This window comes from Pseudomonas sp. B21-054 (assembly GCF_026016345.1).
Classification (GTDB): domain Bacteria; phylum Pseudomonadota; class Gammaproteobacteria; order Pseudomonadales; family Pseudomonadaceae; genus Aquipseudomonas.
Genome location: NZ_CP087204.1, coordinates 2426195 through 2445716, shown reverse-complemented (window position 1 = coordinate 2445716; position 19522 = coordinate 2426195). Strand labels below are relative to the sequence as shown.

At 57.3% G+C, this 19522-nt stretch carries 20 protein-coding genes and 1 tRNA gene; 7 read left to right on the top strand and 14 right to left on the bottom strand.

Annotation, left to right across the window (positions count from 1 at the left end; all coding sequences use genetic code 11):
- Positions 1 to 50: 50 nt before the first annotated feature.
- The 4 genes from LOY70_RS11015 to LOY70_RS11000 form a co-directional block, all read right to left on the bottom strand.
- Positions 51 to 1673 carry an acyl-CoA synthetase gene (locus tag LOY70_RS11015; protein ID WP_265036558.1) on the bottom strand — a complete coding sequence of 541 codons (1623 nt, stop codon included), beginning with the start codon at positions 1671 to 1673 and terminating at the stop codon, positions 51 to 53.
- 134 nt (positions 1674 to 1807) lie between these two features.
- The gene (gene gcvPB / locus LOY70_RS11010; protein WP_265036556.1) at positions 1808 to 3364 is read right to left on the bottom strand and encodes an aminomethyl-transferring glycine dehydrogenase subunit GcvPB; all 1557 of its coding nucleotides are present in this window, start codon (positions 3362 to 3364) and stop codon (positions 1808 to 1810) included.
- The gene (gene gcvPA, locus LOY70_RS11005; RefSeq protein WP_265036554.1) at positions 3361 to 4764 is read right to left on the bottom strand and encodes an aminomethyl-transferring glycine dehydrogenase subunit GcvPA; all 1404 of its coding nucleotides are present in this window, start codon (positions 4762 to 4764) and stop codon (positions 3361 to 3363) included. The genes gcvPB and gcvPA overlap by 4 nt, the downstream gene beginning before the upstream one ends.
- A 33-nt stretch (positions 4765 to 4797) precedes the next feature.
- Entirely contained in the window at positions 4798 to 5964 is a 1167-nt protein-coding gene (locus tag LOY70_RS11000; RefSeq protein WP_265036552.1) for an ATP-NAD kinase family protein, read from the bottom strand.
- Positions 5965 to 6124: 160 nt separating this feature from the next.
- Between LOY70_RS11000 and LOY70_RS10995 the strand changes: the two genes are divergently transcribed.
- Complete coding sequence (locus LOY70_RS10995) at positions 6125 to 6727, top strand: TetR/AcrR family transcriptional regulator (RefSeq protein ID WP_265036550.1); 603 nt, start codon at positions 6125 to 6127, stop codon at positions 6725 to 6727.
- 196 nt (positions 6728 to 6923) lie between these two features.
- Positions 6924 to 7079, top strand: a complete 156-nt coding sequence (locus LOY70_RS10990) for a hypothetical protein (RefSeq protein WP_265036548.1) — start codon at positions 6924 to 6926, stop codon at positions 7077 to 7079.
- Here LOY70_RS10990 and LOY70_RS10985 read toward each other — a convergent pair.
- Positions 7072 to 8234, bottom strand: a protein-coding gene (locus LOY70_RS10985) for an IS3 family transposase (RefSeq protein WP_265035029.1) whose coding sequence is annotated in 2 segments (ribosomal slippage) — positions 7072 to 7979 and positions 7979 to 8234 — 1164 coding nt in all. Because the reading frame shifts where the segments join, the coding sequence is not laid out codon by codon here. The two genes, LOY70_RS10990 and LOY70_RS10985, sit on opposite strands and share 8 nt — an antisense overlap.
- 595 nt (positions 8235 to 8829) lie before the next feature.
- Here LOY70_RS10985 and LOY70_RS10980 point away from each other — a divergent pair.
- The 4 genes from LOY70_RS10980 to LOY70_RS10965 all read left to right on the top strand — a co-directional run bounded on the left by LOY70_RS10980 (position 8830) and on the right by LOY70_RS10965 (position 12758).
- Entirely contained in the window at positions 8830 to 9936 is a 1107-nt protein-coding gene (locus LOY70_RS10980; protein WP_265036546.1) for a hypothetical protein, read from the top strand.
- A gap of 90 nt (positions 9937 to 10026) precedes the next feature.
- Positions 10027 to 11718 (top strand): esterase/lipase family protein, encoded by a 1692-nt coding sequence (locus LOY70_RS10975; RefSeq protein WP_265036544.1) that lies wholly within the window; start codon positions 10027 to 10029, stop codon positions 11716 to 11718.
- A 122-nt stretch (positions 11719 to 11840) separates the two neighbouring features.
- The gene (locus tag LOY70_RS10970; protein ID WP_265036542.1) at positions 11841 to 12176 is read left to right on the top strand and encodes a hypothetical protein; all 336 of its coding nucleotides are present in this window, start codon (positions 11841 to 11843) and stop codon (positions 12174 to 12176) included.
- A gap of 45 nt (positions 12177 to 12221) precedes the next feature.
- Positions 12222 to 12758: a hypothetical protein gene (locus LOY70_RS10965; protein WP_265036541.1), complete on the top strand. Its 537-nt coding sequence runs from the start codon at positions 12222 to 12224 to the stop codon at positions 12756 to 12758.
- Between the two features lie 72 nt (positions 12759 to 12830).
- Here LOY70_RS10965 and LOY70_RS10960 read toward each other — a convergent pair whose 3' ends face one another.
- Positions 12831 to 13214 carry a methyl-accepting chemotaxis protein gene (locus LOY70_RS10960; RefSeq protein ID WP_265036539.1) on the bottom strand — a complete coding sequence of 128 codons (384 nt, stop codon included), beginning with the start codon at positions 13212 to 13214 and terminating at the stop codon, positions 12831 to 12833.
- Positions 13215 to 13247: 33 nt separating this feature from the next.
- On the bottom strand, positions 13248 to 13985 hold the full coding sequence (locus LOY70_RS10955; RefSeq protein WP_265036537.1) for a substrate binding domain-containing protein: 738 nt from the start codon (positions 13983 to 13985) through the stop codon (positions 13248 to 13250).
- Here LOY70_RS10955 and LOY70_RS10950 point away from each other — a divergent pair.
- Positions 13963 to 14193 carry a zinc-binding dehydrogenase gene (locus LOY70_RS10950; protein ID WP_265036535.1) on the top strand — a complete coding sequence of 77 codons (231 nt, stop codon included), beginning with the start codon at positions 13963 to 13965 and terminating at the stop codon, positions 14191 to 14193. The genes LOY70_RS10955 and LOY70_RS10950 overlap by 23 nt on opposite strands.
- Before the next feature lie 337 nt (positions 14194 to 14530).
- Here LOY70_RS10950 and LOY70_RS10945 read toward each other — a convergent pair.
- The 7 genes from LOY70_RS10945 to rpmI all read right to left on the bottom strand — a co-directional run bounded on the left by LOY70_RS10945 (position 14531) and on the right by rpmI (position 19463).
- Positions 14531 to 14607 (bottom strand) — tRNA-Pro (locus tag LOY70_RS10945).
- A gap of 91 nt (positions 14608 to 14698) precedes the next feature.
- Positions 14699 to 15055, bottom strand: coding sequence for a MerR family transcriptional regulator (locus tag LOY70_RS10940; RefSeq protein WP_003179985.1), 357 nt, complete (start codon positions 15053 to 15055; stop codon positions 14699 to 14701).
- Positions 15036 to 15338, bottom strand: a complete 303-nt coding sequence (gene ihfA / locus LOY70_RS10935) for an integration host factor subunit alpha (RefSeq protein ID WP_002553164.1) — start codon at positions 15336 to 15338, stop codon at positions 15036 to 15038. The genes LOY70_RS10940 and ihfA overlap by 20 nt, the downstream gene beginning before the upstream one ends.
- 3 nt (positions 15339 to 15341) lie before the next feature.
- A complete protein-coding gene (gene pheT, locus LOY70_RS10930) occupies positions 15342 to 17720 on the bottom strand; it encodes a phenylalanine--tRNA ligase subunit beta (protein WP_265036533.1) in 2379 nt (792 codons plus the stop codon).
- 35 nt (positions 17721 to 17755) lie between these two features.
- Positions 17756 to 18772: a phenylalanine--tRNA ligase subunit alpha gene (gene pheS / locus LOY70_RS10925; protein WP_063320398.1), complete on the bottom strand. Its 1017-nt coding sequence runs from the start codon at positions 18770 to 18772 to the stop codon at positions 17756 to 17758.
- A gap of 109 nt (positions 18773 to 18881) precedes the next feature.
- Positions 18882 to 19238, bottom strand: a complete 357-nt coding sequence (gene rplT / locus LOY70_RS10920) for a 50S ribosomal protein L20 (protein WP_002553161.1) — start codon at positions 19236 to 19238, stop codon at positions 18882 to 18884.
- 30 nt (positions 19239 to 19268) lie between these two features.
- Positions 19269 to 19463 carry a 50S ribosomal protein L35 gene (gene rpmI, locus LOY70_RS10915; RefSeq protein ID WP_002553160.1) on the bottom strand — a complete coding sequence of 65 codons (195 nt, stop codon included), beginning with the start codon at positions 19461 to 19463 and terminating at the stop codon, positions 19269 to 19271.
- Positions 19464 to 19522: the final 59 nt, after the last annotated feature.

Sequence of the window (19522 nt, the reverse complement as noted above, 5' to 3'; positions counted from 1 at the left end):
GCGTATCCCGACTGCGAAAAGTACCGGTCATCGATCAAGCGGGTTCCTTTTCAGAGTGCCCTGGCCCAGCCACGCAGCACGTACTTCTGGATCTTGCCCGTCGAGGTTTTCGGTAACTCGCTGAACACCACGGTTTTCGGCAGCTTGAACCCTGCCAGATGCTCACGACAGAAGCGGATGATGTCGGCTTCCCGAATATCCTGGCAGTCGGCTTTGAGGGTGATGTAGGCGCACGGGGTTTCACCCCATTTTTCGTCCGGACGGGCGACCACCGCCGCTTCCAGTACCGCCGGGTGACGATACAGAACACCCTCAACCTCGATGGTGGAAATATTCTCTCCGCCCGAGATGATTATGTCCTTGAGACGATCCTTGATTTCGACATAGCCGTCCGGGTGACGAACCGCCAGGTCGCCGGTATGAAACCAGCCGCCCTGGAATGCCTCACGGGTGGCCTCGGGATTCTTCAAGTACCCCTTCATCACCGTGTTGCCGCGCATGAAGACTTCGCCGACGCTGATCCCATCGCAAGGCACCGACTCCAGGGTCTGCGGATCAGCGACCATCAGGCCTTCCAGCGTCGGATAGCGCACGCCTTGGCGTGACTTGATCTTCGCCCGCTCATCGAGCGGTTGCTCATCCCATTGCGCGTGCCAGGCACAAACGGTCACGGGACCGTAAACCTCGGTCAAACCATACACGTGGGTAATCTTGATGCCCATTTCCTCCACCGCACCGATGACCTTGGCCGGCGGCGCGGCGCCCGCCACCATGGCGTTGACCGGGTGATCGATAGTGACCCTGGCCGAGTCCGGCAGGTTGACCAGCGCGTTGAGCACAATGGGCGCGCCGCACAGATGGCTGACCTGGTGTTGATTGATCAGGGTAAGGATTTTCTCAGGCTCCACGCGGCGCAGAAACACATGGGTGCCGGCCAGTGCGGTGACGGTCCACGGGTAGCACCAGCCATTGCAATGGAACATTGGCAGCGTCCAGAGGTACACCGGATGATTGCCCATGGCCCAGGTCATCTGATTGCCCAGCGAATTGAGATAGGCGCCACGGTGGTGGTAAATCACGCCTTTCGGGTTGCCGGTGGTGCCGGACGTGTAGTTGAGGGCGATGGCTTGCCATTCGTCCTCAGGCCATTGCCAGGCGAATTGCGGGTCGCCCTCAGCGAGCAGGGCTTCATAGTCCAGATCGCTGAGCGCTTGGCCTGCGCCGTACTCCGGGTCGTCCACATCAACCACCAGGGGCGGACTGGATAGCAGGCTCAAGGCTTCACGGATCACCTCGTGAAATTCACGGTCGGTGATCAACACTTTGGCTTCACCGTGCTCCAGCATGAAGGCAATGGCGGGCGCATCCAACCGTACATTGAGGGTATTGAGGACGGCGCCAATCATTGGCACGGCGAAGTGCGCTTCAAGCATGGCCGGGATGTTGGGCAGCATCACCGCGACCGTATCACCCTTGCCGATACCCCGCCCGCCGAGCGCACTGGCCAGGCGTCGGCAGCGCTCATAAGTCTGTTGCCAGTTACGCCGTACTTCGCCGTGGATCACCGCCGGATATTCACCGTAGACCGAGGCCGTGCGCTCGATGAAGCTCAGGGGTGAGAGTGCGACATGATTGACTGGCGAGGGCGCCAGGCCCGTTTCGAAAATCGACATGAGGTTTTCCTGTGGGGAAGTCCCTAGCCGCGTAGCACGCCGGGGCACTTCCAATGGCTGATTGTTGGCTCTGAACAGGTGTGAATCACGACCCCGCCTGATCGACGGGGCGTTGCATCGATGCCATCGCTGGTTCAAGCCGTACGTTTATCGTTCTTGCGCACGTACGAGCGCCAGGTCATGGCCCAGTGTTGCGGGTCTTCCAGTGGCGCGCTCTTGAGCCGGTGGATCGCCTGGTTATGCGGCGAGGTTTTGACGATCTCGGGATTAGAGTAGGCCTCGTCAGAGATTCGCGCGAGCACCGCAATCCAGGTGTCCAGCGCTTCCTTGCCATACATTTCGCCCGGCTCCGGGGTGAACGGCTCGGGCACCAGCCATGGGTGGTGGCTGCTCCACATCGGATCAATCCCGAAATCGCTCATGCGGTTCTGCACGTCGTGGACATCCACCCCGGTGTCTTCCTTGAGTTGCTCAAGGCTGTAGCGCGTCATTTCCATCCGCGGACTCGTGGCCTCTGGATGGGAACGGGTGACGCCGCGAATGGCCAGCAGGCCTTTTTCCATGTAGTTGTTGGCCAGCACGGAAATATCCGAGGCCTCAGCCATACCCGCCGCCCCCATGGCGCGAGACCAGGCGTAGGCCTTGAGAATTACCGGGACATTGCCCCAGAACTCGCGGATCTTGCCGCAGCTTTGTGGACGGTCATGGTCGAGGCGATAGCGCTCACCGTCAAAGGCGACCACTGGCGCCGGCAAGAACGGTGCGAGTTCCGCCGAGCAGCCATAAGCCCCGACAGCGGGGCCGCCGACGCCACTCTTGGGCGCGCCGAAGGTCTTGTGCAGCATGAACATGCAGGCATCGAACCCGAGTTCGCGGGCGCGGATTTTGGTCATCGCGCCATTGAAGTTGGCGTGATCGTAGAAGCACAGGCCTCCGGCCTCATGCACCATGCGCACCCATTCGCGCATCTCGGGGTTGTAGACGCCCATGTCGTCGGGGTTGTTCACCATCAATGCGGCAGTACGGTTGGACACCGCAGCCTTCAGCGATTCGAGCGACGGATAGCCGTTTTCCTCGATCATCAGCGTGATGACCTTGAACCCCGCCGCCGCAGCCGTCGCGGCACTGCTGGGGTGTGTCTGGAGGGTGGTGATTATCTCGTCACGCTGGGCCAGTTCACCACGGGACGCATGGTAGGCGCGGGTCACGGCGCAACTGGTATAGGCCGCGTCGGCACCGCCGCCAGCCTGGAAGATGAACTGATCCATCCCGGACAACTCGCGCAGGATGGTGTCCATGCCATGCACCACTTCAAGCGCGCCTTGCAGGGTATCTTCGTCCTGATAGGGATGCATGTGGGTGATTTCCGGGCGCCAGGCCATGGCCTCGTTGATCTGCGCGTTGTACTTCATCGTGCAGGTGCCGAACAGGCTAATATTCATCATGCCCAGGGTCTGCTGCGACAGGCGCAAGTAGTGATACAGCACTTCGGGCTCGGACATTTCCGGCAACGCCGGTTTGCGCGAGCGGCGCATGGTCGCGGGAATCAAATCAGCGGCGCTGCCGACCATTGTTTGAACGTCGGCTTCGACCTCGGAAAAAATCACACCGCGGCGACCGGGATAGCCCATTTCCATAATGACCGGTTCGCTCCAGACGGGGGCGTGGTATTCCTTGAGTGTGGTGTTCATTGTGCGATTACCTTTTTGAGTGCAGCGCTCAGACGCTCGATATCTGCCTGGGTGTGAATCTCGGTGACGCAATACAGCGCACTGGCCCCCAGCTCCGGGAAATCCTGCGTCAGGTCTTTGCCGCCGAAGATCCCCAGTGCGAGCAGCTGCTTGTTGATGTCTTTCACACTGAGCCCGGTGGCCTCGAAATTGACCACGAACTCCTTGAAAAAACCGGACGTGAATGTCACGCCTACCCCTGGAATTTCAGCCAGCAACTTGGCGGCGTAGTGAGCCCGTTGCAGAATCACCTTGCCCACGTCTTCAAAGCCTTGCGGCCCCATCATGGCCATGTACACGGCGTTGGCGATGGCCCACATGTACACCGAGTGACCGGTCCAGTCGTTACCCTTGTCACGCAAGCCATAGGAGGATTGTTCGAACAGGCTCAGGCCAAAACCGTATTCGCCGGGCTGGGTGGTCTCGGCGATGCTGATAAACAGCGTCGGGTACTGATGCGCGTAGAGAGCTTCGTCGCGGGTTGCAATGAAGCCGCTGACGCCGCCGCCACAATTCATGTGCACGCCGAGCGGCTGCGTGGTACCGACCACGATGTCCGCGCCGAAATCGATGGGGGCTGCCAGCACGCCCAGGGAAATAGGGTCGACACCGACGATCACTTCGGCGCCCGCCGCATGGGCAATCGCCGCAATCTCGGCGCCTTGCTGTTCGATCACCCCGAAGTAGGACGGAGTTTCGAAATACACAGCGGCGGTTTGCGCGCCGATCGAGGCGCGCAGGTGATCGAGGTCGAGCAAACCGGTGTTCGGATCATAGTCGACGAGGCGTACGACGATGTGGCTCGGCATGTCGACCGGTTCGCAGTAGTTGCGAATGATCGACAGCCGCTCCGGGTCGATGGCACGGACCACCGCCACTTCGTTGCGCCCGGTGATGCGTGTGGCCATGCGGATGGCGTGGCCGGCGGCACAGCCCCAACTGCGCACGGGCAGACCGACCAGATCCATATTCAGTAACTCGCCGAGCTGGCTGCAGAACTCGAACCAGGCCTGGTTGCGCCCGTGGTCGGAACTCGGCTCGCCGAACACCGATGTCAGCCATTCGTTGCGCCGTACCACCTCGTCGCAGGCCGCCGGGACGTGATGCTGCCAACAGCCGGCGCCGAGGAAGTTGAGGTTCTGCTCGCAGGTCTTGTTCTTCGACAGCGTACTGACCAGGTGTCGGCGCAGCTCACTTTCGTTCAGGGCTGGCGGCAGGTTGATCGGCCGTTGCAGGCGATGTTGCTCGGGGATTTGCTGGAACAGTGCCTCGATGCTGTCAACACCAATGGAGTCCAGCATTTCCTGCTTGAGGGCGGGTACGGAGTTCGCCATGTAGGGGTGGGCGACATGATTGCTCATGGGGTTAACCTCGGTTTCGGATGGAACAAATGGTCAGGATCGAACCCTGAAAAAGACGGACCGGTCAGGTCCTGTGTGCACGCGTATATGGCCGCTGAGCGTGGTGTCGACTTGGGCATCGCCGGTGTCGACGCGCAAGCAACCGGCGTCGAGGGAGAGCAGCTTGTCCATCGAGGCGATCACGATGATGTGCTCGCGCCCTGCCCGGCGGATGACCTCGGCGCTGATCTGCTGATTGCCACGGCCGAACAAGCTGCCATGCCCGCCAAGGACGCCGACGATGATGCGGGTCTCGTAGCCCTCCATCAGCCGGATCAACTGGTGTTCGTTGAGGTCAGAGCCCACCAGCGTGCCGTTCAGTACGGCATCGACACCCAGCAACGTCGATGGCAGGCCGAGTTCGGTCATCACGCGCCGCGTGGTGGTGCCGGGACCCAACAGGTACAGGCAGCCCGGCCGCATCTCTCGAACGACCTGCCGACAGGCGGCGTCCAGCGCCAGGTTGTCACTGGCAATGGAGCCGGATTTGGCGTTTTGTACGAGGTGACGTTCATAAGGGCTGCGTGCGTAGCCATAGAGTTGCGCCGACACCTGGTCATTTCGCGTGGCCGCTTCATCGATGTCCATCACCTCGGCCTCGCGAAAGCGCACCGAAGGCTCGCCGGCAATAAAACGTGCGGCGAGGTTTCCGGCGTTTTCGGGATTGGTACCGAAAACGGCGGAATACATTTTCACGCCCGTCGGGATACCGAGGATCGGCACCCGGTCACCGACCATTCCCAGCACATCCCGCGCCGTGCCATCACCGCCGGCGAAAAGCAGTAGATCAACATTGGCGTAGGCCATGACAATCGCCGCGCTCCGCGTGTCATCGGCTTGGCTCGACTCGGAGGTTGAGCGGTAGATGACGATAGGGTCGAGACCAGCGGCGCGTGCAACGTCTTCGCCCAACGCGCCAGAGCCGGTGAGCAAGCGAAAAGGCATGGATGAGGCGGCCAGGCGCTTGAGCGCGAGCACGGCGCGCTCGCTGGAGACCGGCCGCGCACCACGGCGTCGCGCTTCTAGCAGGACGTCGGGGCCGTCGGTGCCCTTCAAACCCACCGGGCCGCCCATGCCCGCAACAGGATTGACGATCAGGCCGAGGGTTTTGCCTTGGCCGACGCTGGTGAATGAACTCTCGGGATCGCGCTGCTCACGCATTGCTCGGTATCCTGTGCTGAAAAGCGGCGTCACCGGACTGAAGAAGCAGATCTTCATGTCGATTGCATACGCCTCGTATGTGAGCAACAATACGACATACGCAGCGTATGTCAACTGACATACGCCGTGCATGTTAAATTTTTTATGAGGAAAACGCTCGATGGCGCAGAAGCGTGCGGACATGATTTCGGAGACCCGCGGCAAGCTGATCAAGGCAGCACGGGAGGCCTTCGCGACGAAAGGCTATGCAGACAGTTCGATGGACGATCTGACCGCCCAAGCGGGGCTCACCAGGGGCGCGCTATACCATCACTTCGGTGACAAGAAAGGCTTGCTGCAGGCCGTTATCACCCAGATCGACGAAGAAATGATGGCGCGCCTGTCGGTCATCATCGATGAGGCGGCCACGATCTGGGACGGCTTCATCGATGAATCCATCGCGTACATCAAGATGTCCCTGGAACCTGAAATTCAACGCATTGTGTTCCTCGATGGGCCGTCAGTGCTGGGCGATCCCTCGCAATGGCCCAGCCAGAACGCGTGCATCCGCAGCACCCAACACAGCATCCAACGGCTGATCGATGAGGGAACGATTCGCCCGGTCAACACTGAAGCGACGGCGCGCCTGATCATGGGCGCCCTGCTCGGCGCGTCCTTGTGGATCGCCAATGCCGATGATCCGCACAGGGCGTCCGAGCAGGTGGTGGAGAGCTTTGTCGCATTGGCGTCTGGGTTGCTGGTGCCTGAAGCCGTGAATCGGTAGCGGTCGGCTGTTGCAGGATGAGAGGCAACTGCAGGGCCGTCATGGAACGTTCTGCCAAGTGAGTCAGCTCGGTGTCGCCAGCGCGCTGCTCACCGACTGTACTGTCAAGAGACTGTGGCCCTAAAAGGGGAAAACCGCAGCAAACAAAAAAACACCTGCTATAGCTATATTTTCTGGAAAACGAGGAGAGTAAGTTATGAGCACTAATTTTGGTGTGAACGCATGGGGAATCAGCACGGTTGTACTTGCGATTGCGGCGCTCTTAGTTGTTGTGTTGGGCGGCGCTTTTCTAGGGCTTGACGGAAAGTTTGTGGAGGGAACACCTAGGTGGATAGCTGTAGTGGTCAACTGATCCCGGACACGACGTTAAGTCTTTTTTCGGCCTGAGCTGGTGTCAGCCCGCTATTGAACTGGTGTGGACGAATCCAGTTGTAGCGATGCATCAGATAATGACTGATGTCTCGCTGTGCCTCTTGAGCCGTCATGTAACCCACGGTCGGTATCCACTCAGTTTTCAAACTCCGGAACACGCGCTCCATCGGAGCATTATCCCAGCAGTTTCCACGACGGCTCATGCTTTGGCGCATACGGTATCGCCAGAGCCGTTGGCGGAACTGGCGGCTGCCGTATTGCGAGCCCTGATCCGAGTGAAACATCAGGCCCTGAGGCTTACCGCGTTGTTCATAGGCCATATCCAGCGCCTTGATCACCAGGTCCGTATCCGGCTTGTTCGACAGCGCCCAGCCCACCACTCGGCGCGCGTAAAGATCCATAACCACAGCCAGGTAATGCCATTTCCCTTGAGCCCAGATGTAGGTGATATCGCCGCACCAGACTTGATTAGGCGCTGGAACATCGAACTCTCGATTCAAAATGTTCGGAATGTCTGGTCGCTCAATCGTCGCTTTTTTATACGCATGCGAACCCGGTTGCTTGCTGATCAATCCCAGTTCCCGCATCAGGCCTCGCACCTTGAACCGGCCGATCTGCTCGCCGTCTTCCTGCATCATCGACACGATGCTGCGGCTACCGGCAGCGCTTCGACTTTGCGTAAACAGTTCGTTAACCCGGCTGCGCAACCGAAGCCGCTCAACGTCTGGAGTTCGGCGCCTGAGACGGTGGGCGTAGTAACACGAACGAGTGACATCAAAGACTGCGCAAAGCCAATCAACCGGCTCTTGGGGGCTCAGTTGATCAATCAGCGCGTGCGCTCGTGCTCTTCCGACATCAAGAGCGCGGTAGCCTTTTTTAAAATGGATTTCTCCCGCTCAAGACGGGCGATCCGGGCTTCCAGTTCCTGGATTTTCTGTTGCTCTGGCGTCAGCGCTTTACTCTGCGGAGTAACGCCGGTGCGCTCCTGCTGAAGCTGATTAACCCAGCGGCGCAACGCGGACTCGACCACCCCAAGCGAGCGGGAGGCTTCGATATGGCTATAGCCTTGATCGAGCACGAGGCCTGCGGCCTCACGTTTGAATTCAGCGGAAAAGGTACGGCGTTGTTTGGTCATCTGACACCTCTATCTGGCGAGCATTCTCGCCTAAATGAGTGTCCGGTTTCATTAGACCACTACATAGCTGGACCTTACTCGTCGCTCCAGCAGTGCGGAAATATAGTGGCGGGGATCTTAGGATTCAGTGGATTGGCGTGGTCGAATTTCTACAAGGCTTTGACCGGTGCTAAAAACTAGTCTGATCAAGGTCTGAATAGACCAGGCAACAAAAAAAGCCCGGCGCTAGACCGGGCTCTGTTCACTGCTACGTTAGCAACGTCTTCTTCTTTGCTCTGCCCATGACCTAATGCGGAAAGTTGACGTCAATAATAAATCGACACTTACACTGAACAAAACTTCCACCACTTGAGCTTGCTTATTTCTTTAGCTAGCTATGCAATTTAATGGCACTTATTGTTTCTGAGTTTTTTCTATAAAAAACTTGCGCTCAGGAAAAACCGAGCTAATTTCTACATCACTCTTCTAGCACTCCTTTGGCTGTCGGCATTCTTAGGTAACGAGTCTGCATCTCGTAAACAGATGAGCGCGTGTGTAACTGATTTTGGTCCACTTGTACCAATTGGTTCTCACCTGACTTCAGGAGATGCACATAATGTCCAACTGTTTTCATTACCTCGCGTCCGCGGCTTTTTGGACTATCCTGGCAGGCTGTTCGCAGAACCTTCAACACAACGAAGGTGCAGTTCAGATCGCTCACTCCACTGACGGCATCCACGTCGTAAGCGTATTCCTCCTTCCCTCGCAAAAAGCCCCCGCGCCGATCACAAAAGGCGAAGCGATCTCAGTGAAACTCACGGCTGCCTATATCTGCGATTTCCGCGAGCGCCTTACTCCTCGAGACTGGTTCTCCAGCAGCAATACCGGTGCCGTGCCCTGCAACGGAGGCGACGGGAATGCCAGTGGCTTGGGGTCGGCGCAGAACACCAGAGGTGAAATAGCCATTCTGGCGAATGTCGCAGAGCGCACCACGACCACGGGACTCACCTTTAATCCCGCCGATATCCAACGCAACGGCCGCGTTGTTTATTACAACGAAGACGTCCGCGAAAGCGGACAGTTGATCAATGCCCTGAATATCCCCCTCTATGGCCCCAAAACCTACGAGGGCGGCACGTTCTTCATGGATGTGGCAATCATGGAGCTCGACAACGACGAAAACGAACAAGGTCGCCATTTGCTTCAGGAACTTGCAAAAGTCGGCAGCGCCGCCTATGCGCCTGGCACCCCCGTACTTAACGTGCTCAATACCTTGGGCGGCGCACTGTTAGGCGCTAATGGCGACGACGTTGAGCTTCGCTATCAAATGGAGTTCGACCCCACCTACACCGGCAAGACCCTCGCCTCGTCCCAGACTGTACTAGCGCCACGAACCAGCCGCGCGCCCCTACAGGAAGGCTATTACGCAATCATCAGGATGGAGCGCCGAGACGAACTTCCCGACTTTGCGTCGATGAGAATCACCGAGGGCAGCCATAGCCCCTATATCAGCGATCCCACCGGTACCTTATTCAAAGGCGGCTCTTGGCTGCTGATCAGAGTCGCCCGAGAAGACCATACCCAAGCGGCGCCTCAAGACTTTGCCACCAAATTGACCGACGTCCTCAATCCATCGGGCAAGACCGAAGCCACTCGCATCGCGGAGTTAGAGGCCATCGTAAAGGCTGTCGAGGGTGTCCATAAAGCGCCGGCCAAAAAGTAGAAACTGGGAACGACTTCGTCGTCAAAGTCGAAATTACGCCGTTGCTAAGTGCACCTGTTGCCGTCGGACGTGAACAAAACGGAGCCCATCGTGAACAAACATCACCCTTACCACCCGATCATATACGTGCGCGGATTCGCTGCCACTAACGATGAAATAGAAGAAACCGTCGCCGATCCCTACATGGGTTTTAACATTGGCTCATCCAAGTCACGGCAGCTGTGGAACGGCAAGGTTCAGAAATTTTTCTTTGAGTCGCCCATGGTTCGCCTCAAAGATGAAATCGTCTGGCTCAACCAAGGCACACAACAAAGCGAACGCCGCTACGATGATATTTACGTCAACGGCCAAGACCTCACCGAGCCCGACCCGGAGAATCCGACCCAACCATTGCTGCGCGGTATCGCGCTGCCCTATCAATCGATCATTATCTTCCGTTACTACGACGAAGCCTCCGAGACTTTCGGGAGCGGCAACACTCCACCCATCCAGCATTTTGCCGAAGGCCTGAGCGATCTGATTCTCAGGGTACGTGCGCTCGTATGTCGCAAAGGTGATGACCCCATCACCGGCAAACCGTTAGATAATGGTGTTTCCAAAGAAGACTTTCGTTGCTATCTGGTCGCTCACTCCATGGGCGGCCTGGTTGCCCGAGCGTTTCTGCAAAATCCGAAGTTAGGGAGCCCCGAGGCCCGCCAGGCCGTCGATAAACTCTTCACCTATGCTACCCCTCACAACGGCATCGATCTGCGAATCGTACGCAATGTTCCAGCATGGGCCACTTTTGGAGACGCCAACAACTTCAATCGCCAGCGTATGGCTGACTACTTTGCCATTCCCCCGTCACAGTTAATCCCCTCCAGTGACCCAGACGTTTGTGTACTCACCAACTTCCCCGCCGAACGGGTGTTCAACCTCGTGGGCACCAACCCCAGCGACTACACCGTTATGAAGGGTATGAGTGCATGGGCCGTGGGCGATGCAAGTGACGGTTTGGTCAGAATCGACAACGCCACTACTTTCTCGCGCAACGCCAACCAGATCATTCGTTCACCTGCAGCCTTTGCCCATCGTAGTCATTCCGGACACTACGGCGTCGTCAACTCCGAAGAGGGATACCAGAACCTGACACGTTTCCTGTTCGGGAGTCTGCGCATTGACGGGATACTGGATATCCACAGTCTGACTTTACCCGCTGACATTCAAGATGAAAAAGACAAGGGCAAACAGATCCGCGCTTCATATCAATTCGAAATCGTCGCCAGCGTACGAGGTAGCCAATGGCAAATACATCGTCGGGTCGTGCGTGAAAACTCAGCAATCCATCGGATGTACGACGAACTCTTTCCACTTGTGGACGGCGCCCCCACTCCGGACAGGAGCGCCAGCCCTCAACTGTTCTCAGTGTTCCTTGATGAAACCAAAAGTGTCAGCCAAGCCAAGTCTGTCGCGTTCGCGTTCGATCTGGCGGTGTTGGTACCTGACTATATGGTTGAGAACACGTTCTGGCCAAACCAACATTACGAAGGCAGCTACATCTACAGAGAGCTGATTCTGGTGGAAGCCATTCCTGATGCCGCGGAGCCCATCGGGTACAAAATACTGCATGGCTACCAAAGCAAGACACCTAACCTGGCAACGACTCCGTGCGTAACGCAGGACCTGCCGGGTGGAGCGGGAGTGAGTTTCGATATCCCGGTAAAGACCGAAGACGGCATCCGGCCTGGCATTTCGGCGACCTTGCGTATAGAGGTTCGTCTATGGAACCGAGTCACTGTATAGAGGCCGCCTCATAGAGCGGGCAGTAACTTCATGCGCGGCCACTCCGACCTCATTTTCCCGCGCCCCGAATTTTTAGATCAGCACGCTGGACATTACACAGATCGCCACGAGGGAGTGTCACGATGAGCCTGCACAAAACCGCCGTCCTACTAGCCATGCTGCTTGCGTCCTTCGAGACGTATTCTGCAGAAATTACTGGTTTGGCAGTTTCGCCTACCGCCGACGTTAACAGCCCAATTGGCGTAGGACCCAAAAAGCCTCGTCGCTGCTGTATCACTTGGAAGCCAAGTGCAGATGAGAACCCTGAAGAGTACCGTTTGCGTCTAGAGGAACAGCGCAAGGGCGTCGAAATATTACGGCGCTCGGACGAACTGAAGCCTGGGAACGGGCAACCGTCCTACCAAGATTTAATCGAAGGGTATAAAGGCGGTATTGAATCGTACAAAGGGATGCAATAAGTGCAGCCCGCCGCGACACTCAACTGTCATTGATTGGAAAACTGCATGGAAAGCCTTAATCCACTGCTGCACTCCCTCACCTATATGGCAGGTCCGTCGCTTGCCGCCATAATATTGAATATCGCCATGTGCCTGGCGATATTAAAGCTATCCCGGCATAAGCTTGAGCCGGGACACACACCACTCATAATAGCGTTGTGCTTTCTCGGAACGATTTTGGGCGTGATCGCAGGTGGCAGTGCAACTCCGCTTGGACAGTCATTAGTCACAGGGGTCCTAGGCATCGTTGCCACCCTCCTCACTTACTTGCTCAGCAAGGAGTCAGCAGCCGAGTGGCGTAACCTGATGCCTTTCGCGATGATAGCCCTAATGGTCGCGGCATTCGCCGGCCTAATGATCGGCGGCAACTATAAAGCAGTACGGCAAAGTAACGAAGAGTCTATGGCGCAATGGCAAAAATACTACGAAGTCGTCATGCTACCCATTTGCACCAAGGAACTGGAGCTACTCCTTAATCACAAAGCGCTTCCCGAAAACTATATCAGCCAGTGCGATCAAGCGAAGTCAATCATTGAACAATAACCCCCAACAGTGCAGAGATGTGGCCAACATTTCACCAAGCGCGGCTCTTGAGGCGCTGTCTGTGCCTGAAGGCTAGTCGTGCCTGGCTACGAGAGAAACTGCCTTCTGGGTGGCAACACTAGTCAGAGTGGTCAACTTACGTACCTCGTCGGCTACCATCACAAAATCACGTCCGGCCTCCCCTGCACGCTCTGCCTCGATGGCGGCGTTTAGAGCCAGCAGATTGGTCTGATTGGCGATATTGCGAATGGTCGAAACAATGTCTGTGAACTCAGCCAGCGTGCCTTCTAACTCTTGCCATTGAGTCTCTTGAATGGCTCGCAAATTCTGCTGTTCATGTTGGATATGAATATCTTCAAGGGAGCCGGCACGTACTGGCCTATAACGACATGGGCGGTTGCAGCAGAAGTTAATCAACCTGTCCGTCAATAATTGCGCATCGGAGAGTCGTCTCATCGAGGCACAAATACCTTTATGCCTTGTGGCATTTCAATCGATGAGCTCCTGAGCCGTAGCGGCCAGCTGACTACCAACCCGATCTTTCAACGTGTCGATAAAGCGAGTGATTTTTGCGTCGACGAACTGTCGAGAGATATAGACGGCATACACGTTGCGCTCATACGTATGATAGTCAGGCAAAACCCGCACTAGCTTGCCGGAGCGCAAATCGTCGATGGCGGTAAATCCGGCCAGCAAACCAATCCCAGCGCCCTCCCGTATGGCAAGCGCCATCGCATCCATATCGTTGACGCTGAAACTTGGCCCTGTAGGGACAAATGCTACGTCCCCCGCCTTGCTCTTGAGCTGCCATTCATCCCGCACATAGTCCACGGTGCCCAACAGCAGACACTGGTGATCACGCAGGTCTTCAGGCGTCTCGGGCGGCGTACGCCGAGCCAAGTAGTCTGGCGACGCCACCAGAACACAATGGCTGACACCGATCTTTTGGCTGACATACGCCGAATCGGGTAGCGCTCGGGCGATCAGAATCGAGACATCCAGCTGGTCCTCCAACAAGTTAGGCATTCGTTGCGAGAGCAATAAATCCACAGTGACATCCGAAAATTGCTTGCGGTACTCCAGCACGGCACTGACCAGATGCCGGGCCAGTCCGGGAACGCAATGCACACGTAGTGTTCCCCTGGGCTGCAGGGCCGCATTGCTTGCTTCGGCTTCGGCACTCTCAAGATCAGCCAGAATTTTCGTGCAAATCATCGGCACGGTCATGAAGTCCCGCACCCAGCCGGAGAAGCACGACATGATCAAGCGCTTCCGCGAGCATTGGCTTGACCGCTTCGATGGCGCGGAAAGCCTCGAACCTGTCGTGGACAGCACTTTCCCGCTGTCACGGGCTGCCGATGCCCATCGCTGGCTGGAGTCTTCCAAGAACGCCGGAAAAATTATTTTGACGATGCAACCGGAAGACCTGTTTTAAGTGTGGTCGACTTATCGATAGACATGAAAACGATGGCCCTATGGGGCACCGTTTTCGAGTAGGAAACTGTCTTCCTTGGCCGTTGCTGGTCAGCGCTACCTACAGCCATCACCCCAAGCTTGCCTCGCGGAATGTCCAATCAGTAAGCCATTACAAACGTCTTCGCCTCTTCAGGTTCTTGCATTGGTAGGAGCTACTATCCAGAGACATGGCGGTCGAACGCTTCTCAGATGGTATAGCTACCGAGATCCAAGACATCCGTGAGCAAATGTGGGAATAATTTTTCAAGCATGAAAAAGCCCAACCTTTTCAGATTGGGCTAAGTCATTGAAAAATATGGTCGGGACGGAGTGATTCGAACACTCGACCCCTAGCACCCCATGCTAGTGCGCTACCGGACTGCGCTACGCCCCGACTAGGCGTGAATCTTGTTCCGCTTCTCAACGGAACGCTCAGGAATATATCGCAAGCTTTTGAAAACTGGAAGTATTTAAAAGCAGAAATTTTATTTCTTGAGCACCACCAGTACATCTTCGAGCTCGGCGATCATCTGGCGGATCATCTGTTTGTACTGGGTTGTGTCGTCTTTGGCTTCATCACCCGAGAGGCGCAGGCGCGCGCCGCCGATGGTGAATCCCTGATCATACAGCAGTGCGCGGATCTGCCGGATCATCAGCACGTCTTGTCGCTGATAATACCGGCGGTTTCCGCGGCGCTTGACCGGGTTGAGTTGAGGAAACTCCTGCTCCCAATAGCGCAGCACGTGCGGCTTTACCGCACACAGCTCGCTGACTTCACCAATGGTGAAGTAGCGTTTGCCCGGGATGACGGGTAGTTCATCGTTATGACTTGGTTCCAGCATAAGCCTCAACTCGGGCCTTCAACTTCTGCCCTGGACGAAAGGTGACCACACGGCGAGCCGTGATCGGGATTTCTTCTCCCGTTTTCGGATTGCGGCCAGGCCGCTGGCGTTTGTCCCGAAGGTCGAAATTGCCGAAACCAGACAACTTGACCTGTTCGTTGTCTTCCAGAGCGTGCCTGATTTCTTCAAAAAACAGTTCGACCAATTCTTTGGCCTCCCGTTTATTCAGGCCCAACTCCTCATACAGACGTTCCGCCATCTCAGCTTTCGTCAGAGCCCCCATACGTCACTTCCTTAACGTGGCGTTCAACCTGTTTTCGAGCGAGGTGAGGATGTTCTGCGTTGCGGTATTCACCTCATCGTCATTAAGAGTGCGCGATGGATGCTGCCAGGTCAAGCCGACTGCAAGGCTTTTTCTATGCGGATCAATGCCTTTACCCTGATACACGTCAAATAGCCTGAGGTCCGTGAGCCATTCGCCTGCATTTTCACGGATTACCTCCAGCACAGCGCTGGATGCAACGTCGAGATCAGCCAGCAACGCCAGGTCACGACGCACTTCAGGAAAGCGCGATAACTCCTGGAATTTCGGCATTTTCCCTAGGGCGACTTCAGCCAGAACCAGCTCGAAAACGAAGACCGGACGATCAAGGCCCAAGGTTTTCGACAGTTCAGGGTGAATAGCACCGACATAGCCGACTTCACGACCGTCTCGCTCGATGCGCGCGGTCTGTCCCGGGTGCAGCGCTGGATGCTTGCCCGGCACAAAAGTGAACGCGTCGAGCGCACCGGCGAAGCCGAGCACCGCTTCCACGTCAGCCTTGACGTCGAAGAAGTCGACGACATCGCGACCTTGCGCCCAGCCTTCCGGCAGGCGGCTGCCACAGACGACACCGGCCAGCATCGGCTCTTGCTTCAAGCCGTCCAGTTGACCGACGAAGCGCAGGCCGCTTTCGAACAGACGCACACGATCCTGCTGACGGTTCAGGTTGTGCTGCAGCGATTTGACCAAACCAGGCCACAGGGACGAGCGCATGGCCGCCATGTCGTTGGAGATCGGATTGGCCAGCAACAGCGGCTCGACACCCGGATTGAATAGCTCGAACTGGCGCGGATCGATGAAGCTGTAGGTGATCGCTTCCTGATACCCACGGGCCACCAGCAGGCGGCGCAGTTCCGGCAGATCGCTACGGGCTTCAGCCTTGGCCTGGGGGGCCAGGCGCGCTTGCGGGTAGCGAACCGGCAGGCGGTTGTAGCCGTACAGGCGGGCCAGTTCTTCGATCAGGTCGACTTCCAGGCTGATATCGAAGCGATGGCTTGGCACTTCGACGCGCCACTGCCCTGCCCCATCAGCACTGATGCCCAGGCCGAGGGCGCTGAGCAGGCGCTCGACTTCGACAGCGTCCATTTCCATGCCCAGCATCTGGGTGATGCGTTGGGCACGCAGGGTGATCGGAGCGATCTTCGGCAGGTGCTGTTCGCTGACGGTTTCGATGATCGGGCCGGCTTCGCCGCCCGTGATCTCCAGCAGCAGGCCTGTGGCGCGCTCCATGGCTTCACGGGCCAGTTGCCAGTCCACACCACGCTCGTAACGGTGCGAGGCATCGGTGTGCAGGCCATAGGAGCGCGCCTTGCCAGCCACTGCAATCTGGTCGAAGAACGCGCTTTCAAGGAATACGTCACGGGTTGTGGTGGACACACCGCTGTGCTCGCCGCCCATTACGCCGGCAATCGCCAAGGCGCGGGAATGGTCGGCAATCACCAATGTATCGCTGCGCAGGGTCACTTCCTGACCGTCGAGCAGGACCAGCTTCTCGCCCTCTTCGGCCATGCGCACGCGGATACCACCGTTGATTTCGGCGAGATCGAACGCGTGCAGCGGTTGACCCAGCTCCAGCATCACATAGTTGGTGATGTCCACAGCGGCGTCGATGCTGCGCACGTCGGCACGGCGCAGGCGCTCGACCATCCACAGCGGCGTCGGCTTCGACAAATCGACGTTACGGATCACGCGACCCAAATAACGCGGGCACGCCGCCGGAGCGAGGACTTCAACCGAACGCACTTCATCATGCACAGCCGGCACGGTCGCGACCACAGGACGCGTCACGGCAGCGGCATACAGCGCGCCGACTTCACGGGCCAGACCGGCCAGGGACAGGCAGTCGCCACGGTTCGGCGTCAGGTCGACTTCGATGCTCGCATCGTCCAGGCCCAGGTACTCACGGATGTCCTGGCCCACCGGCGCATCAGCCGGCAGCTCCATCAGACCATCGTTACCTTCGCCGATCTGTAGTTCGGCCTGGGAGCACAACATGCCGTTGGACTCGACGCCACGCAGCTTGGCTTTCTTGATCTTGAAGTCGCCTGGCAGCTCGGCACCGATCATGGCGAACGGGATCTTCAGGCCCGGCCGCACGTTGGGTGCGCCACAGACCACCTGAAAGGTCTCCGCGCCATTGCTGACCTGGCAAACCCGCAATTTGTCAGCGTCTGGGTGCTGCTCGGTGCTCAACACCTCGCCCACCACCACGCCGCTGAATTCACCGGCGGCCAGCGTGACGCTATCGACCTCAAGACCGGCCATCGACAGGCGAGCAACCAGCTCGTCCCGGCTTACCTGCGGGCTTACCCAGCCGCGCAGCCATTGTTCACTGAATTTCATCCTGCTCTCCTAATAGATTCGTTACCGACTGCGACCTAGCGAAACTGCGCAAGGAACCGCAAGTCGTTGTCGAAGAACAGGCGCAAGTCATTCACACCGTAACGCAGCATGGCCAGGCGCTCGGCGCCCATGCCGAAAGCAAAACCCGAGAATTCTTCCGGATCGATACCGGACATACGCAGCACGTTCGGGTGAACCATCCCGCAGCCCATCACTTCCAGCCAGCCAGTCTGCTTGCAGACACGGCAGCCTTTACCGCTGCACATCACACATTCCATGTCGACTTCAGCGGAGGGCTCGGTGAACGGGAAGTACGAAGGGCGGAAACGCACCGCCAGTTCTTTTTCGAAGAACACCCGCAGGAATTCTTCGATCGTGCCTTTCAGGTCGGCAAAATTGATGTCGCGATCAACCAGCAGGCCTTCGACCTGGTGGAACATCGGCGAGTGGGTGATATCGGAGTCGCTGCGATACACGCGGCCTGGGCAGACGATGCGGATCGGCGGCTGCTGCGATTCCATGGTGCGGACCTGTACCGGTGAGGTATGGGTGCGCAACAGCATGTTCGCATTGAAATAGAAGGTGTCATGCATCGACCGGGCCGGGTGATGGCCTGGGATGTTGAGCGCCTCGAAGTTGTGGTAGTCGTCTTCGACCTCAGGGCCTTCGGCAATGCCGTAGCCGATGTGGGTGAAGAACTGCTCGATGCGTTCCAGGGTCCGGGTCACCGGATGCAGGCCGCCGGAAGTCTGGCCACGGCCAGGCAGGGTCACGTCGATGGACTCGGCGGCGAGTTTGGCAGCCAGATCCGCCTCCTCGAACAACGCCTTGCGCGCGTTAAGGACCTCTGTGACACGTTCCTTGGCAACGTTGATCAGCGCACCGACCTGCGGACGCTCTTCGGCCGGCAGGTTCCCCAGGGTCTTCATCACCTGGGTCAACTCGCCCTTCTTGCCAAGGTACAGAACCCGGATTTGCTCCAGGGCATTGATATCTTCAGCGCTTTGCACAGCCTCTAGAGCTTGAGCGACCAGCGCATCCAGGTTTTCCATGTACAGACTCCAGATACAAAATAGGGGAAGAGCTTTAAGGCTCTTCCCCTATTTATGACGTTTAACACCCGAGCCCACAGAGGTGAGCCCTGGTGACTGTCGGGGGTACTTAAGCCAAGGTGGCTTTAGCTTTCTCGACAATCGCAGCAAACGCCGCTTTTTCGTTCACTGCCAGATCAGCCAGAACCTTACGGTCGATCTCGATGGACGCTTTTTTCAGGCCGGCAATGAAACGACTGTAGGACAGACCGTTAACACGAGCACCAGCGTTGATACGAGCGATCCACAGAGCGCGGAACTGACGTTTTTTCTGACGACGGTCACGGTAGGCGTATTGGCCTGCCTTGATTACCGCTTGCTTGGCAACACGGAATACGCGGGAACGCGCGCCGTAGTAGCCTTTAGCAAGTTTCAGAATTTTTTTGTGACGCTTACGGGCAATGACGCCACGCTTTACACGAGCCATGAGTTACTTCCTCTATTCTTGATCCAAAAATTAACGAAGGCGCAGCATGCGCTCGACTTTTGCCACGTCAGACGGATGCAGCAAGCTGCTACCGCGCAGTTGACGCTTACGCTTGGTCGACATTTTGGTCAGGATGTGGCTCTTGAAAGCGTGCTTGTGCTTGATACCGTTAGCAGTTTTCAGAAACCGCTTAGCAGCACCACTTTTGGTTTTCATCTTTGGCATGTTCGGATACTCCGCATTCAGTTGATAAACATAATCGCAAGGCCTGCCGTGCCCTGTTG

Coding starts and splice junctions, on each gene's coding strand:
- rpmI (WP_002553160.1), bottom strand. CDS start 19,463: ATGCCAAAGATGAAAACCAAAAGTGGTGCTGCTAAGCGGTTTCTGAAA.
- pheT (WP_265036533.1), bottom strand. CDS start 17,720: ATGAAATTCAGTGAACAATGGCTGCGCGGCTGGGTAAGCCCGCAGGTA.
- LOY70_RS10970 (WP_265036542.1), top strand. CDS start 11,841: ATGAGCCTGCACAAAACCGCCGTCCTACTAGCCATGCTGCTTGCGTCC.
- rplT (WP_002553161.1), bottom strand. CDS start 19,238: ATGGCTCGTGTAAAGCGTGGCGTCATTGCCCGTAAGCGTCACAAAAAA.
- gcvPB (WP_265036556.1), bottom strand. CDS start 3,364: ATGAACACCACACTCAAGGAATACCACGCCCCCGTCTGGAGCGAACCG.
- LOY70_RS11015 (WP_265036558.1), bottom strand. CDS start 1,673: ATGTCGATTTTCGAAACGGGCCTGGCGCCCTCGCCAGTCAATCATGTC.
- LOY70_RS10960 (WP_265036539.1), bottom strand. CDS start 13,214: ATGAGACGACTCTCCGATGCGCAATTATTGACGGACAGGTTGATTAAC.
- LOY70_RS10955 (WP_265036537.1), bottom strand. CDS start 13,985: ATGACCGTGCCGATGATTTGCACGAAAATTCTGGCTGATCTTGAGAGT.
- LOY70_RS10940 (WP_003179985.1), bottom strand. CDS start 15,055: ATGCTGGAACCAAGTCATAACGATGAACTACCCGTCATCCCGGGCAAA.
- gcvPA (WP_265036554.1), bottom strand. CDS start 4,764: ATGAGCAATCATGTCGCCCACCCCTACATGGCGAACTCCGTACCCGCC.
- LOY70_RS10990 (WP_265036548.1), top strand. CDS start 6,924: ATGAGCACTAATTTTGGTGTGAACGCATGGGGAATCAGCACGGTTGTA.
- LOY70_RS10980 (WP_265036546.1), top strand. CDS start 8,830: ATGTCCAACTGTTTTCATTACCTCGCGTCCGCGGCTTTTTGGACTATC.
- LOY70_RS10995 (WP_265036550.1), top strand. CDS start 6,125: ATGGCGCAGAAGCGTGCGGACATGATTTCGGAGACCCGCGGCAAGCTG.
- LOY70_RS11000 (WP_265036552.1), bottom strand. CDS start 5,964: ATGCGTGAGCAGCGCGATCCCGAGAGTTCATTCACCAGCGTCGGCCAA.
- LOY70_RS10965 (WP_265036541.1), top strand. CDS start 12,222: ATGGAAAGCCTTAATCCACTGCTGCACTCCCTCACCTATATGGCAGGT.
- pheS (WP_063320398.1), bottom strand. CDS start 18,772: ATGGAAAACCTGGATGCGCTGGTCGCTCAAGCTCTAGAGGCTGTGCAA.
- ihfA (WP_002553164.1), bottom strand. CDS start 15,338: ATGGGGGCTCTGACGAAAGCTGAGATGGCGGAACGTCTGTATGAGGAG.